Here is a 15,280-nt window from a genome sequence, read left to right as displayed (position 1 = left end):
CGTAATCGGCGCTATCTGCGGGAGAAACAGGTTCATATCTTAGCGATAAGTATTATCTGTGTGAATTCGCAGGTAGATTCGTTCACAATTCCTGAGAATTGATTAATTTCGTCCCATTACATTTTATTGAAAAAAGAAATGAATTACGATATCATAGTTATTGGGAGTGGTCCCGGCGGATATGTTGCCGCTATTCGCGCATCGCAATTAGGTTTGAAAACTGCAGTTGTAGAGCGTGATTCATTGGGTGGAATCTGTTTGAACTGGGGATGTATTCCAACAAAAGCATTATTAAAAAGTGCGAATGTGTTCGAATACATTCAACATGCGTCTGATTACGGAATTACCGTGAAGGATTCAAAAGCAGATTTCGGAGGAATGGTTGATCGTTCCAGAGGTGTTGCCAACGGAATGAGCCAGGGAATCCAATTCCTGATGAAGAAGAACAAGATTGATGTGATTAAGGGAACCGGCGTTCTGAAAGCAGGAAAAAAAGTAGCTGTTACCGGAGAAGACGGGAAAGTAACTGAATATACTGCGGATAAAGGAATCATCATTGCAACCGGAGCCCGTTCCCGCCAATTACCGAACTTACCGCAAGACGGATCTAAGATCATCGGTTACCGCGAAGCAATGAGCATGAAAACGCAACCTAAGAAAATGGTTGTTGTTGGTTCGGGAGCTATCGGTGTGGAATTTGCTTATTTCTACAATGCAATCGGAACAGAAGTTACTATCGTAGAATATTTACCGAATGTAGTTCCTATCGAAGACGAAGAAGTATCCAAGCAATTGGAGAAATCCTTCAAAAAAGCAGGAATCAACATTATGACAAATGCATCTGTTGAATCAGTAGACACTTCCGGAAAAGGATGTGTGGTTACTGTGAAAACAGCTAAAGGAGAAGAAAAGATCGAATGTGATGTAGTTCTTTCTGCAGTTGGTATCCAGGCAAATATTGAAAACATCGGATTGGAAGAATTGGGAATCGTTGTTGACAAAGGAAGAATCCTTGTAAACGATTTCTACCAGACAAATATCCCTGGTTACTTCGCAATCGGAGATGTTATTCCTACAGCTGCGTTGGCACATGTTGCTTCTGCGGAAGGAATTATCTGTGTGGAGAAAATTGCAGGCCACCATCCGGAGCCATTGGATTACGGAAATATCCCGGGATGTACCTACTGCTCTCCTGAAGTTGCATCTGTTGGTATAACAGAAAAAGCAGCAAAAGAAGCTGGAATGGAAATCAAAGTGGGTAAATTCCCGTTCTCTGCATCCGGTAAAGCATCTGCTGCAGGCGCGAAAGACGGTTTCGTAAAATTGATCTTCGATGCGAAATACGGTGAATTATTAGGAGCTCACATGATCGGAGCTAACGTGACCGAAATGATCGCTGAGATCGTTGCTATCCGTAAACTGGAAGTAACCGGTGAAGAATTGATCAAAACGGTTCACCCGCATCCAACCATGTCTGAAGCAGTGATGGAAGCTGCTGCTGCGGCATACGGTGAAGTGATCCATTTGTAAAAAATAAACCAAAAACAGGTAGGGCCGCGATTAACCGCGGCCCTACCTGTTTTATACCTCTATCAAATTCCGTCAAAAAATATTCAGCCGAACCCTTTATTTATTCATTCCATGAAAAAATAATACCAACTAGCGAATTCGTTCAACAGCTTCTTTTCCCTTACTACAAAAAACAACCAAGCCGGAAAGAACTAAGTTCGTTGGTGATAAAATTGAACCTGATCTTTGAATTTTATTGAAAATGTAAAACAAAAATTCTACCTTGGTTTCTCTAAAACACACAGAACTGATTCTCTCTTCTCTCCTGATAAGTCTAACTGAAGTTATTGACTTAGTACTTTTGATTTTATAAATAACGAACACAACTAGTTACTTATGGCTTCACTCAATCCGATTGCAGGAGCTTTAGGCACTCAAAGAGCCGCGCATTTACTGCGTCGTGCTACTATGGGACCAAAACTGCAGGATATTACCAGTTTTGCAGGGATGACGGCACAAGCTGCTGTCAACGCGCTTATCCAAACTCAGCCTGTCCCTCCCTTTCCCGTTGATCCTTCAAGCGGAACCGACTGGATTTTCCCCAATACGGTAAGTCCAACCAGTACAAACCTGGCGGATTATACCCGCAGCTGGTGGATGGAAAACATGCGGGCCGGCGGGGCAAATCTCACCGAAAGGATGATTTGGTTCTACCATACACATTTCCCGATGATCATGACCCGGATTGAGAATAATCCGCAGTTTGCGATTGATTACCTGCGTTTACTACGCTACTATGCTTTGGGGAATTACAAAGACCTTACGAAAGCACTTGTAATCGATAACGCCATGCTCCTTCACCTGGATGGGAACCTGAATATCAAAGGTGTTCCGCAGGAAAATTTCGCACGTGAGTTCCTGGAGCTATATACCGTAGGCAAAGGTGAAGAATTAAGCCTGGGGAATTATACCAACTTCACCGAGCAGGATGTTCAGGCATTGACCAAAGCATTGACAGGATGGGGAATTGATCCTTCTTTTCAAACCATCGACCCGGTGACGAATATTCCAACCGGAAAAGTAAAGGGTTCGGCAACGACTTCCTCCCAGCACGATGTTACATCCAAGCAGTTCTCAAGTGCATTCAATAATCAGGTCATCCAAACAGGAAGTGTTACCGGAACGAATGCGGCCGTAGCTGCAGTTTATACCGAATTAGACGATATCGTTAATATGGTTTTCGATTCTCCGCATACCGCAAAACACATTTGCAGAAGGATTTACCGGGAATTCGTTTACTACGATATAACAGCAGAAATCGAAACGGATATTATTGAACCACTGGCAGCAACTTTGGTCAGCAACAACTATACTATTACCTCCGTACTTGAAGTTTTGTTCCAAAGCGAACATTTTTACGACCTGGATACGCCGATCACGGAAGACAACAATATCGGTGCGATCATTAAATCACCGATGGATCTGATTATCGGAACGATGCGTTTGTTCAATTTAACGGTCCCGGACAAAACAACCCAATTGACAGCACATTATGAAATGTATGGTCAGCTTATCGGACAATTGGACCTCCAGGGACTTCAGTTTTTTGAACCTTACGACGTAGCAGGCTACGAACCATATTACCAATTCCCGGGATATCACCGGTTTTGGATCTCATCCAATTACCTGGCAAACCGCTACAAATTCTCCGAGTTATTAATCACCGGATTTACCGGTATGGGTGGAAATCTATTGAAACTCGATGTGGTGGAATTTGTTGAAACAAATTGTTCCAATCCGGGGGATGCAACTATTCTTGTCCAGGAATTGGTTGACTGGCTTTTCCCCATCACCATTGATACAACCCGCTTTAATTATTTCAGAGATACTGTTTTACTCGATCAGCTTCCGGCCGCAAACTGGACAGCCGAATGGAATAATTATGTGAATACGAGCAGCGATGTCAACGTGCGTTTGCAGTTGGAATCCCTTTTCATGGCAATGATGCAGACACCGGAATACCAATTATTTTAAAAACTACGCCCTATGGATAGAAGAGACTTCGTACGCATTTCATCTCTGCTGGGAACAGGAATGCTCTTAAAATTTAATGGTATTGCATTGAATTTAGTCCAGCCGGACGGTATTTTGGAGAACATGGCTAAATCCAGTCTGAACGACAAAATCCTGGTGCTGATCCAAATGCACGGTGGAAATGACGGGTTGAACATGGTCATTCCGATCAACCAATACGGCAATTATTACAATTTGAGACCGAATATTGCCATTCCTCAAAGCGGAACACGTCATTACATCACTCTGGACCCCAATTTACCTGCCAATAAACAGGTGGGGCTTCACCCGGATATGGTTGGTTCGAAAGCCATGTATGATGCCGGGAATATGGCAATCGTTCAAAATGTTTCTTATGAAAACATGAATGGTTCACATTTCCGAAGCAGAGATGTCTGGTATATGGGTGGAAATTACGACGACTACTTCAACTCCGGCTGGATGGGTCGTTATTTTGAGCATTATTATCCGGATTATCCGACAGGTTATCCGAATACCACTGTTCCGGATCCGCTGGCACTTGAAATGGGAACCGGGGTTTCTCTGGCATTCCACAGGAACCAGGGAATTCCGGCCGGGCTTTCCATTCAAAACCCGGATGCGTTCTACAACCTGATAAACAGCGTTGGGGCCGAAGAACCTACCAACTTCCCTCCTACGCATGCGGGTGATGAGATTGAATACATCATGCAGATCGAAAGACAGTCTAACAACTATGCAGAGCGTTTGAGAGATGTTTACGATGCCGGAACGAACTCCGGAACAGTTTACCCGGATTTATATCCGTATATCGCTCCGAGCGGTTCGTTAAACAACCCTTTGGCTCCACAATTGAAAATTATTTCCCGTTTGATCAGCGGAGGAATCGGAACGAAGATATTCCTTTGCAGGATCGGTGGATTCGACACACATGCCAACCAGGTTGTCACTAATAACACGACCATGGGCTCACACGCGGCTTTGATGTACCATATTTCATCGGCTGTAAAAGCATTTTACGATGATTTGACAAACTTAGGACTTGCTGACCGGGTTCTGACCATGACTTTCTCCGAATTCGGGCGCCGCGTAGCTTCCAATGCAAGTTATGGAACCGACCACGGAAATGCAGCTCCGATGCTTATTTACGGTACTTGCCTGAATCCGGGTGTCTATGGAGACAATCCCGATTTATCAAACCTGCAAAACGGAAACATTCCTTTGCAGCATGATTACAGGCAGGTTTTCACCTCTGTGGTCAAAGATTGGTTCGGTGCTCCTGATGCGGCTATCGAGCACATTAAATTCGAGAATTTCGTTTCCAGTCGTGTGGATTATGTTCGCTGTAAGGAACTCAGTGTTACTGAGCTTTTCAAAGAAAATTTGTGGCTCAAATGCTATCCGAACCCCTCCAATTCAAGTATCAGTATCTCATATGTTCTGAAAAAGGAAACCAAGGTCCACATTGAGGTCAAGGATATTTCCGGCAGATCCATCGGACACATTACTGATGCACCTACCGTTCCCGGAGAACACGCGGTTGATTTTAACTTATCCCGCTATGCCGACGGAACTTACTTTGTGACTTTAATTGCAAATGACAGTGTTGTCCTAACTGAAAAAGTAATCCTTTCCAAATAATGATGTTAAACAGAATTTTATTTCTTTCACTAACCATCCTGCTTACTTTTCAGGGGATGGCACAAACAAAATACACTGTTCACCGAAACAACCGGATTTATCTCGGCATTACCGGTGGAATGAATTTCAGCGCTGCTAAAGTAGTAAAGGATTACAGCCTCCTGGTAACAACTCCGCAATCTTCCCAGGAAAACGCGAATTCGGAAAAAGACTACCAGGGATTATTTAAGAACAAAGGTTCCCAATTCGGTCTGTATTTCTCCTATTCCTTCAAAAAGAAGCTGGCAATTGTTTTTCAGCCGGCTTACCAAAACAGCAGCTACAATTACCGCACGGCCTATTCCTGGTCGGATACGGTAAACGGAGCGGATTTCGCACTGGAAATGATGCATCAGCAAAAAGTTTCGGCTGTGAACCTCCCCTTACTGGTACGCTGGGATTTTACCGTTTCACAATTCTCGCCTTACATCCAGGGAGGAATCTATGCCAATTTCAGGCACCAGGCAAAAAAAACAATCTTCTACGATTATACCATCAATGAAGAAGTAGATAAAAAAACAGCTGACAGAACCGGTGAAACGGATTTTACAGAACATTTACTTAAAGCTAATTTCGGACTGACAGCTGGAGTCGGGTTCACCTATTTCGCCAATTACTTCGCCATCAGCCTGGAAAGCAACTTCCGCTACGGCTTCCGTTCCATGGTCAGCGACCAAAACCGGTACGCTGATTTTACCGGTTTAAGCATGCAGTACCTGGACGTTCCGGACCAGCTGAAGTTTATGAACCTCGACATTCAATTAAGCGTAATGTTCCCGATAGACAACTCCATTTCACTGGGAATTCTTAGAAAAAGCAGACATTAATCCGAATTCGTATGAAACTAATTATTTATTCAATGATCTTTTTAGGGCTGGGAATCGGATTTTCAAGCTGTAAAAAGAAAGTGAAAGAAGAAGAAGTCCCTTTTATCAAGATCTACGATGATCAGAACGGGAATAAACATTTCCATCCTTTGAGCATGACCACTTCTGCTGCAAATGACGGATACTTAGTAATGAGTGCCTACGACGGCTGGCGAATTCATTTGATGAAAGTGGATGCTAAAGGAGAGTTTGTATGGAATTACGAATTACCGGAAAACTATGTCAATGCAGTTCCGAGCCTGATCAAAAGTAACGGAGTGAACTATTTGGTTTGCATGGATGCTGTCGGATTGTTTACCTACGTCCTGAAAATTGATGAAAATACTCAGTCCACAACCGAAGTAGCTGCTTTTACGGATATTCTCTATCCGACTTACGCCTACAATTCCGGGCAAAATATTTATATTCAAAATTACAACCGCCTGAGTATGCAGACTGGAATCCATCAATTGACTTTGGATTTGAGTTCAATCGTTCAATCAGCAGACCTGGATATTTTCACGGATGTTGAAGACCGTATCGTAGATCACATTACATTTAACGGGAAACGCATGCCATTTTTCGTAAGTTCTACTCCGGAGAACAATTACATAGTCATGAACGGTTTTTACAACTACAGTTTTTCCCTGATCTTCCTGGACCAGAACCTCAACTTTGCAGGAGTTTACAACGGGGCTGGTTTTAACGGTGGTCTGGCTGCTATTTCGCCTTCAGGCGGAAACCAATTCTCACTGGCGCGCTTTTCTTACGATAACATTTACTACAATGCCAACGCAGCTCTGAATCCGGCAACAATCGATATTACCGAATCGATTTCTGCTCAGGGACATTCCGAACTGGATGCACAAAAGCCGGTACTTATTAAAGAACTTTCAATTGGCGGTACATCTTATAAAGCATTTTTGTCCTCTACCAGAAGCAATCAGTTGTTATTGAGTCTTTATGATAAGTCGAGCGGAGCTTTAGCCGGGAAAAAGTACCTTGGAAAAAACATTCCGGTTACTGCTTGTGATTTCATTCAAACCGAAGCCGGAGAACTGAATATTCTGATTCAGGCAAAAATTATGGGAAGTTTTGATCGAATTGCACTAATGAAGTTATCCAAGGATCAATTGGAAGAGATTCCGGAATAACTAGTAAAACGTGGGCGCGCGATTAATCGCGCGCCCACACATTATCCTTTTATTTTAAACGATATCCTGGTCCAGCAACTGATTGATCGATGCAATGGTGAATTTGCCCGAATCCGGGCATAATTCGATATCGATCCGGCCAAGCTTTAAACCACCGTAACCAACCTGATTTACAAAAACCGCTTTTCCTTCTTTATTTTTGAATTCCTGCATATCTTCCAGGAATGTATGTGTATGACCGCCAATAATGACATTGATGCCGTGGGTAGATGCTGCCAATACTTTGTCCGAAACCTGGTTTGTTTTGTATTCGTATCCCAAATGAGACAAGCAAATCACTACATCACAACCCTCTTTACGCAAAGCATCTGCTTGCTTTTGAGCTGCAGCAATGGGGTCCTGGTAAGTTAATCCTTTCCAGTTCTCATTGGGCACCAATCCCTGGAGATCTACCCCAACTCCAAAAACACCGATCTTAAATCCGGCTTTTCGGATGATGGTATATGGTTTTACAACTTCTTCCAATGGAGTTGAGCTCAATTCGTAATTAGCGTTTACTACCTGGAAAGAAGCATGCGACAAAGCACTTTTATAAGCTTCCATCCCAATATCAAAATCGTGATTACCTAGCGTCACAATGTCATAATTCATCGCTGCCATGGTTTTCATTTCCAATACTCCTTTAAACTTGTTGAAGTAAGGTGTACCCTGGAAAATATCCCCCGCATCGAGCAGCAGTACATTTTCTTCCTGGTTGCGAATGGATTGGATCAGGCTGGCTCTTCTGGAAACTCCACCCATGTTCGGAAATTTCGGATGATTAACCGGGAAAGGATCAATATTGGAATGGGTATCGTTAGTATGGAGGATCACTAATTTGTTGGGCTTTTTCTTTGCGCTGATCAGTGAAGGAGCAACCATCGCAGCACCTGCAACCACCCCTGTTTGCTGTAAAAATAATCTTCTTTCCATCTTACCAATTTATTCTTTCTTCGGGATAAAATACAATTTTTTGCTCTTTTTTAACAGCTTCGATAATGAAGTCCCTGAAGAGGGTGTTCGTATCAAACCGCTGCAAAGGTTTGTTAAAGAAGAACATATTATCGCCGCCGTTCGCCAAAAAATCTGAAGTAACGACCCAGAAATAATTTTTCTCTTTCGCCAGGTTATCCGGAAACACCAATTTCCCTTTCTCCAGTTTGAATCCGCCGATCGGTTCCCCGCCTTTTTCCTTCAAATAAGCTTCCATTTCGGGGATCTTATCCAATGAAAGCTTTAAAAACACCATGCGGTTATCAAAAGGCATAACTTTGTAAATATCTCCTACTGTGATTTTTCCTTTCGGAAGATCAGCTCTCAAACCTCCGATATTGATAAATGCCACGACAGGTTCATTTCGAAAAAACGAACTGTCTTTTGCGTGCTGGATCAATTTGTCACACAACCAAAAACCCAGCGTAGAATTCGGCCTCCCGGTAACCAGGTCTGTTTCAGCTTCACCGATCACCTGACCGAATTCTTTCATCATTTCCCTTCTGTAGGGCGCAATTAAAGAATCCATTTCGACAGATGACTTACCTGAATCGTCTACATTCTGTTTTGATCCTGTTACCTGTAAATGATAAGAGCAGGCCGTAAGACCTGCTCCTATTATTAGAAAAAAAAGAAAAACTTGTTTCTTCATATTATTCAATAATGAATGATTTCGTAGCTTTTCCGAACGGAGTCTCTACTTCAATCAAATAAGTTCCTGCTTTGTATTCAGTTGTATTCAATTTCAATACATCAGCTGTTAAGTTAGACTTATTTTCGATTAACTGACCTGAGATTGAAACAATTTTATAATCTGTGATTTGTGTTCCGTTTACTTGTACGAACATTTCTGTTTGAGCAGGTACCGGGAACACCACTAAGTTTTGTTGCAATAATTGCTCGTTGATTCCCAAATCACCACATCCTGCAGCGATATAAGACATATTGGAGAAGTTTACATAACAAGTGAAATGAACGCTGTCTACATAAGGGTTTCTGTTCCCCTGCTGCGAGAAGATGTACTCGTTACGAGCAATTTCATAATTATCCGGCAAATCGGCATTGTGCCATGTTTTCAAAATTTGCTGATCCTGGTTGGTTGGCAATTGCCAGTTGTTTCCGGAAATTCCGTTATAAGCAGTTGCCATGTAAAACATCGCTCTGGCCGCGTTTCCTTTTTGCTCGTCTCTTGGTTCGTAAACCAATTGTGAACCATTGTAACCAACGCTTCCGTTCATGTAATTGAATACTACGCTTCCGGTAATTTCATTCATCGGTAAATTACTTCTTGGAGAGTTTGCCTGATTTTGGTTTACAGGATACAAATTGTGCTGATCAGAATATTCAGGCTTAGCAGGATTTCCGTCTGCCGGGTAAGTTGGCATCCAGGAATGAGAATACGTGTGCTCACGGGAATATCCAACAGCGGTCCAATCGAACGGATCGTCAAAAACCTTGCGCTCACCCGTATATGAACAAACCACATAGGATCTTCCAAGTGTTGTATCTCTCACTTCAAACTGAGCCATCACTGTTGATTTGTAGTTCGTATATGAAATAACAGTATGCGGATTGATCAAAGAAGTCAAAGAAGTCAGGAATGTTGGGCTTGAGTGATCGATTGTATTGTAGTAATTACCAATTTGCTCTCCCTGGGAAGTAATCGTTCCTGTAAGCGGAGCAGTTGTCTTGTAGTTTTCAAATGTTGCAGGACCGTTGAATGAGAAAACAGCAATGTTATAAGTTTCATTAGCGATCACGTGGCGTGGTGAGAAATTCACTGCAGGTCCTACGTAAGCAACTTGTCCGTTTCCAACAACATCTCCTCTTTTATATGTTGTTCCGTCAACCGGAGCTCCGGAAACCGGTGTACCATTCTTTGTATAAACAACCAGGTAGTTTTCAGTATTTGCACTCGGTGTAAAAGAGCCGCTGAATGTATACGGCTTATTTGTAGGGAATGTAAGGTTGGTTGGATTTGCTGCAGGCTCAGTAGCCAGGTTATCCGTACCGATACCATATAAGTTAATTACATAAGCACTTTCATCCGAATCATCCGAAGCAATAGTTAAAGCTCCCAAACGAGATCCTGTTCCACCGGCAGTGAAGTTCACAGTAAGTGTACTTGAAGTTCCGCCTGCAATGACTGCGTTAGTGAAAGTTGTAGAATAATCTGCTGCATTAGCTCCTGAAAAGGATGCACCGGAAACCGTTAAGTTACCCGCACCTGTATTCTCAATTGTTACAGTAGTTGAAGCTGTTGTACCAACAGCAAACTGGCTTCCTGTAAGGTAAGTTGTTCCGCCGATTGTCACATTGATTTCTTTAGCAGGAGGTACGTAAGCAAAAATATCATTCAATGCTCTTGGAACCAACTGGTAGTTTGCGTTGAACTGACCAACCAAAGCGATGATTGAAACAGGTCCTGTAGGAATAGCAGTACCATCAATATTAGTAGTTCCGTTGATACGAACATCCATAGTTGTTGTTCCGTCCGAAATCTGTACCGTACTGTTACCGGATGCAAAAGACCCTGTAGTTGTAAATGTTACGTTATCCACACGAACCAATTGGGATTCGATCATTTCGTTGATTGCTGAAAGCGGAACCGGCAATGGGTTCGGCAATGTTACCGCTCCGTGATTCGTAAAGCTGGTCGTAGGAGAAATTTCCAATAACCCGCTGTAATCATACAATGTTCCGGTTACGGTGATGGAATCTCCGCGAAGAACGCTGTTTAAAGTTGTACCATAAGCAGGAAGTGCTGCCGTACCATCCTGCACGTAGCGAATCGGTCCCAACTCACTACCGTTTGTTACAACTCCTTTAATTGTAACTGTTTGTCCGATTGCAAAATTACGTGCATCTGCAATCGTCGCCTGAGCATTCACAGAAAGTGAAGCCAAACATACACAAGCTAACATCCAAAATTTATTCATTGCTGTTGTTTTTCCGTATTAAAAATTAACTCCCAAAGTCAGGTTAAATCTCAACCCCTGTCCAAATACGACTGAAGCGGACTGAGCATCTGAATTGTTTGGAGCATAATAACTATCTGTTGCATCCGCCATGAATTTCGAGTTCAAAATATTCGAGACCATTGCATTGAAGAAAACATTCACTTTTTTGATATTCACAGAATATCCTGCAAATCCATTCATTAAACCATAAGAAGGTAATTTCCATGCTTCTCTTCTAGCATCTGCTCCCTGCAAAAAGAACGGATTAAATGCTGCGTAATAGCGGTCAAACCATTGGTATTGAATCTTGAAGTACAATTTTTTGATCGGTTCATATCTCAAACTGAAATTCATCATTGTCTGGGCTGCATCACCTACATGTACTCCTTTTGCATCAAATGTAAAGGAATAATCCAATTCCGGCACATAAAAAGTCTCAGAAGAGTTCCATGTCCAATCACCCAGAGATATCATTGCCTCGGCAGTTAGGTTTTTGAAGATGTTGTAAGCAACATCCAACTCACCCCCGTAATGAATAGCATCCATTCCGTTAATGTTCAAATAAATACTTGCAGTTGGGTCATTCGGATCAGGGATAGCAATACCATAAGGGAACGGTTTATTTTTCCAATTGGTAAAGTACCCGTTTACATTTACTCCGAAATACTTATTAGAGAAACTATAACCCAATTCAACCGCCTGGATGATTTCATTCTTGATCTCACGGAAGAAAGTATTTGTGTTATTATCAATAACATTGCTGAACTGCGGTGTACGGGACAAATAACCCAAATTGGCAAACAGTTTTGAATTTTCATTCAGAATATAGCTCACACCACCTTTGATTGTTCCTCCGGGAATTGTTTTCCAATCAGTAGCATAGTCTTCCAGACCCGGAGAAGATGCCGTATAAGTATTTCCATTGTAATTAATCGTATCGTTCGCACCGATTCTAAGAACCGTATCTCCCAAATCCAATACTTTACGCTGGAAATAATCAACTCCTTTGTAAGCATTCACTACTCCGGAAAGATTTAAAAAGGCTGTCCATCTGTTCCCGCTGTATTCCACGGAACCAAAAACTCCACCCCACTGTACCAATCCATCACGATCATTGTTGTAAGTGTTCAGTGCAATTTTATCTCCTTTGCGCTTCATCGGGTTCGGATCATTGAAATTACTTGTATTTACATAATAATCCCCACCTAAAAGATCCGTAATTTCCTGGTAATGGCTTCCTTTGTAATAGCGGTAATCAATTCCTCCGGAAACGGACCATTTTGTATTCAATTCGTACTGGAACTGACCCAAGTAGCCTAACCAGAAATGATTATTTACCGATGCGATCTGAACTTGAGTAGACTTTAACTCCGTAGGTGAATAAGCAAGGTCCACATTTGGTCCGCCAAATAATTGATCTACCCGGTTAGCCTGAACAATTGCATCCCAATCTACATGTCCGTCCTGGGTGTAAAGTGTTCCGGCAGAGTTTGCCAAACGTGTTCCTCCGCCTCTACCGATAGACATATAGCCGATATTGGAGATAGACAATTTTTTATTCACCTGCCAAAAATCCTTTAAAGTGATTTGCGGTTTATGGTAGTAATTTAAACGCTCATTTTTACGTTCTTTCTCCCCATCAGCATTTGTAATATACCCCCAATGTTGATTAAAACGAATACCTCTGTCGATAATTGCGTTTTGGTTGATCGGAACACCTAAATCGGCTGCTGTTTGTGAATCCCAATACTGGATCGGTTGGTAGAATGAACGCTGTCCGTGTTTTTGCGGAGCACCGAAAGCTGATAAACTTACCAAATGTTTCTTGATTAACTTTTGAATTTTCCCGTAATAGAAAGCACCCTGCGTATTGGTTCCTTCCACCCAGCCATCTCCTTGTTTGTAAGATCCTGAGAAGTTGAATCCCCATCCTTTTTTGGTTCTTCCGGAGTTGTAAGAAAGTGACGTACGCAAAAAGTTTCCGGTTCCGTATTCTTGTTTGAATGAGAAACCTTTGCGATTGTGCATTCCGTTCGTTACAATATTCATGGATCCACCCACTGAAGGCATTGAAAGCTTAGTAGCTCCCAATCCACGCTGGATTTGTACCTGGTTGGTAATGGCATCCAATCCGAACCAATTTGACCAGTATACAGCTCCGTTCTCCATATCATTCACCGGAACACCGTCAATCAAAACACCGACATTTCGCTGATCAAATCCACGAACAGTAATCCTTGAATCACCGTCACCACCACCTGTTTGAGTCGCATAGACTCCGGGTGTAGCATTTAAAAGCATAGGAAGGTCACGGGAACCCAATTCTTCGGCTATTTGTTCGGCAGATATTTTGGTAATAGCAATCGGTGTTTTACGGTCCATTGAAATATTTGCAATGACACGAATTTCTTCAATTTCCGTGCTTCCGCCCAATTCAGGATTAATGACTGTTTCCTCCGATTTAATAACGACTGTTAACTGAAGGGTATCAAAATCAAATGCTCCAACGGTCAATTTATAAGATCCGTAAGGCACGTTTTTGAATTCATAATTTCCGTTATCGTCAGAAATAGCTTTGAAAGTCCCCAGGCTGACATAAGCTCCGGGAATATACTCTTCTGATACTTTATCTTTTACGGTTCCTCTTACCACCGATGTTTGAGCAAAGCAAACTATCGGGAATAGTATGACCAATGTTGTAATAAATCGCAACATATTTTTCAAATAAATAAGGTCGGATAAAAATCCGACCTTGTTATAAAATAATTATTTAAAAATTACCCTCTTCGTTGAAACTGAACCGTTCTCGTGAACGATACGAAGTAAATAAACTCCTTTATCAGATCCTAAATTTACGGACATAACTGCAGAAGCATTGTTTGAGAAACGATTAACGTGCTGCCCCAATGTGTTTACAACTGTTACCTCTTTCACTCCTTGTGCATTCTTAATGAAAGTCACCCCTTCGTTAGTTGGATTCGGGTAAACCAATACATCCTCGATCGTTTGATCACCAACAGATAACGGATTACAACCGCAATCATGTGATCCCAAAGAGAACCAGTTACCAAACAAAATAGGTCCATTTGCACCTGAGATAGGGTTCCCGTTCTCATCGTATACATAAGTTACTGCAGGAATAGAATCCCATTCACCTAGTGGGTTGAAGAATGTAGGGTTCGTTGTTACTCCTTTTAGAACTGTTGATTTACGAATCAAAGAATGATCACTTGTCAATTGAACACCAACTCCTGTATTGTAAGGAAATCCTGAAGACCAGGCTCCGTCATTATTTGCAGAAGATCCTGTTTCATTCGCAGGGTTCTCACCGATTTTTCCAAATACATCAACAATCTGGAAGCCAGTTGCTGTTGTAATCGAATTGGTAGAAGGTCCTGTCAATGTTCCTTTCGCTAACAAAACAGCATCGTTCCCATTCCAATAAAATGCATTACTGGTATTGTATACCGGGCTAAAGAAACCATCTCCGCGCACTTCCAAAGAATCCCAGATTGGTGCTTCCTGACCTGTTCCGTTAGGATCTCTTTTATCCAATACCGCAACAAAAACACCATATGGCGCAATATTGCCGCTCAACTGAACTGCGTTTGCATTTGTAGCTGATGAAGATCCGTTAGAATAACGCGCCACAAAATACTGGCTTAAGTCAACACTTTGGTTCGTTGGATTGTAAATCTCCAATGCTTTATTATTTGACCAACCTTCAACGTACTCTGAAATGAAGATTTTCGAGCAATCCTGTGCATACGCAACAGAAGATAACATCCCTAAAAATAGTAATGCTTTTTTCATAACTTACTGATTATTTGAATTATAGATAAAGTACGGTATCCAGGTATAACAAATCCACCCGGCCTGTCAGCCGGAAAATAACACCAAGTACTTCGGGAGAAGTCTTTGCTATTATGGAAGCGTTTCATTTCTATTTCATTATACCAAATATTGTATTTCCAGATGGTTTCAGTCTGCATTAAATCACAGCATCAAGGAGAACACCCGGAAATTT

At 42.0% G+C, this 15,280-nt stretch carries 10 protein-coding genes; 5 read left to right on the top strand and 5 right to left on the bottom strand.

Annotated features, from left to right (window positions below; genetic code table 11):
- Positions 1-138 precede the first annotated feature (138 nt).
- The 5 genes from lpdA (at position 139) to QZT69_RS09070 (ending at position 7,261) form a co-directional block, all read left to right on the top strand.
- On the top strand, positions 139-1,530 hold the full coding sequence (lpdA, locus tag QZT69_RS09090) for a dihydrolipoyl dehydrogenase (RefSeq protein ID WP_294673297.1): 1,392 nt from the start codon (positions 139-141) through the stop codon (positions 1,528-1,530).
- 375 nt (positions 1,531-1,905) lie between these two features.
- Positions 1,906-3,543 carry a DUF1800 family protein gene (locus QZT69_RS09085; RefSeq protein WP_294673295.1) on the top strand — a complete coding sequence of 546 codons (1,638 nt, stop codon included), beginning with the start codon at positions 1,906-1,908 and terminating at the stop codon, positions 3,541-3,543.
- A gap of 12 nt (positions 3,544-3,555) precedes the next feature.
- Positions 3,556-5,202 (top strand): DUF1501 domain-containing protein, encoded by a 1,647-nt coding sequence (locus QZT69_RS09080; protein ID WP_294673294.1) that lies wholly within the window; start codon positions 3,556-3,558, stop codon positions 5,200-5,202.
- A gap of 56 nt (positions 5,203-5,258) precedes the next feature.
- Positions 5,259-6,068 (top strand): hypothetical protein, encoded by an 810-nt coding sequence (locus QZT69_RS09075; protein WP_294673292.1) that lies wholly within the window; start codon positions 5,259-5,261, stop codon positions 6,066-6,068.
- Positions 6,069-6,079: 11 nt separating this feature from the next.
- The gene (locus QZT69_RS09070; protein WP_294673290.1) at positions 6,080-7,261 is read left to right on the top strand and encodes a hypothetical protein; all 1,182 of its coding nucleotides are present in this window, start codon (positions 6,080-6,082) and stop codon (positions 7,259-7,261) included.
- A gap of 54 nt (positions 7,262-7,315) precedes the next feature.
- Here the strand turns inward: QZT69_RS09070 and QZT69_RS09065 are convergent, their stop codons facing one another.
- Genes QZT69_RS09065 through QZT69_RS09045 form a run of 5 tightly spaced genes read right to left on the bottom strand, consistent with a single transcriptional unit; the run spans position 7,316 to position 15,066 of the window.
- The gene (locus QZT69_RS09065) at positions 7,316-8,233 is read right to left on the bottom strand and encodes a bifunctional UDP-sugar hydrolase/5'-nucleotidase (protein ID WP_294673288.1); all 918 of its coding nucleotides are present in this window, start codon (positions 8,231-8,233) and stop codon (positions 7,316-7,318) included.
- 1 nt (position 8,234) lies between these two features.
- Positions 8,235-8,945, bottom strand: a complete 711-nt coding sequence (locus QZT69_RS09060) for a 5'-nucleotidase C-terminal domain-containing protein (RefSeq protein WP_294673287.1) — start codon at positions 8,943-8,945, stop codon at positions 8,235-8,237.
- Between the two features lies 1 nt (position 8,946).
- Complete coding sequence (locus QZT69_RS09055) at positions 8,947-11,232, bottom strand: endonuclease (protein WP_294673284.1); 2,286 nt, start codon at positions 11,230-11,232, stop codon at positions 8,947-8,949.
- 18 nt (positions 11,233-11,250) lie between these two features.
- On the bottom strand, positions 11,251-13,968 hold the full coding sequence (locus QZT69_RS09050; RefSeq protein WP_294673282.1) for a TonB-dependent receptor plug domain-containing protein: 2,718 nt from the start codon (positions 13,966-13,968) through the stop codon (positions 11,251-11,253).
- A 51-nt stretch (positions 13,969-14,019) separates the two neighbouring features.
- Positions 14,020-15,066 carry a T9SS type A sorting domain-containing protein gene (locus tag QZT69_RS09045; protein ID WP_294673280.1) on the bottom strand — a complete coding sequence of 349 codons (1,047 nt, stop codon included), beginning with the start codon at positions 15,064-15,066 and terminating at the stop codon, positions 14,020-14,022.
- Positions 15,067-15,280 lie beyond the last annotated feature (214 nt).

Origin of the sequence: uncultured Fluviicola sp. (assembly GCF_902168135.1) — a bacterium.
GTDB lineage: Bacteria > Bacteroidota > Bacteroidia > Flavobacteriales_D > Crocinitomicaceae > Fluviicola.
Note: the sequence above shows the minus strand (reverse complement) of the source record. Positions and strands in the feature narration are given on the sequence as shown.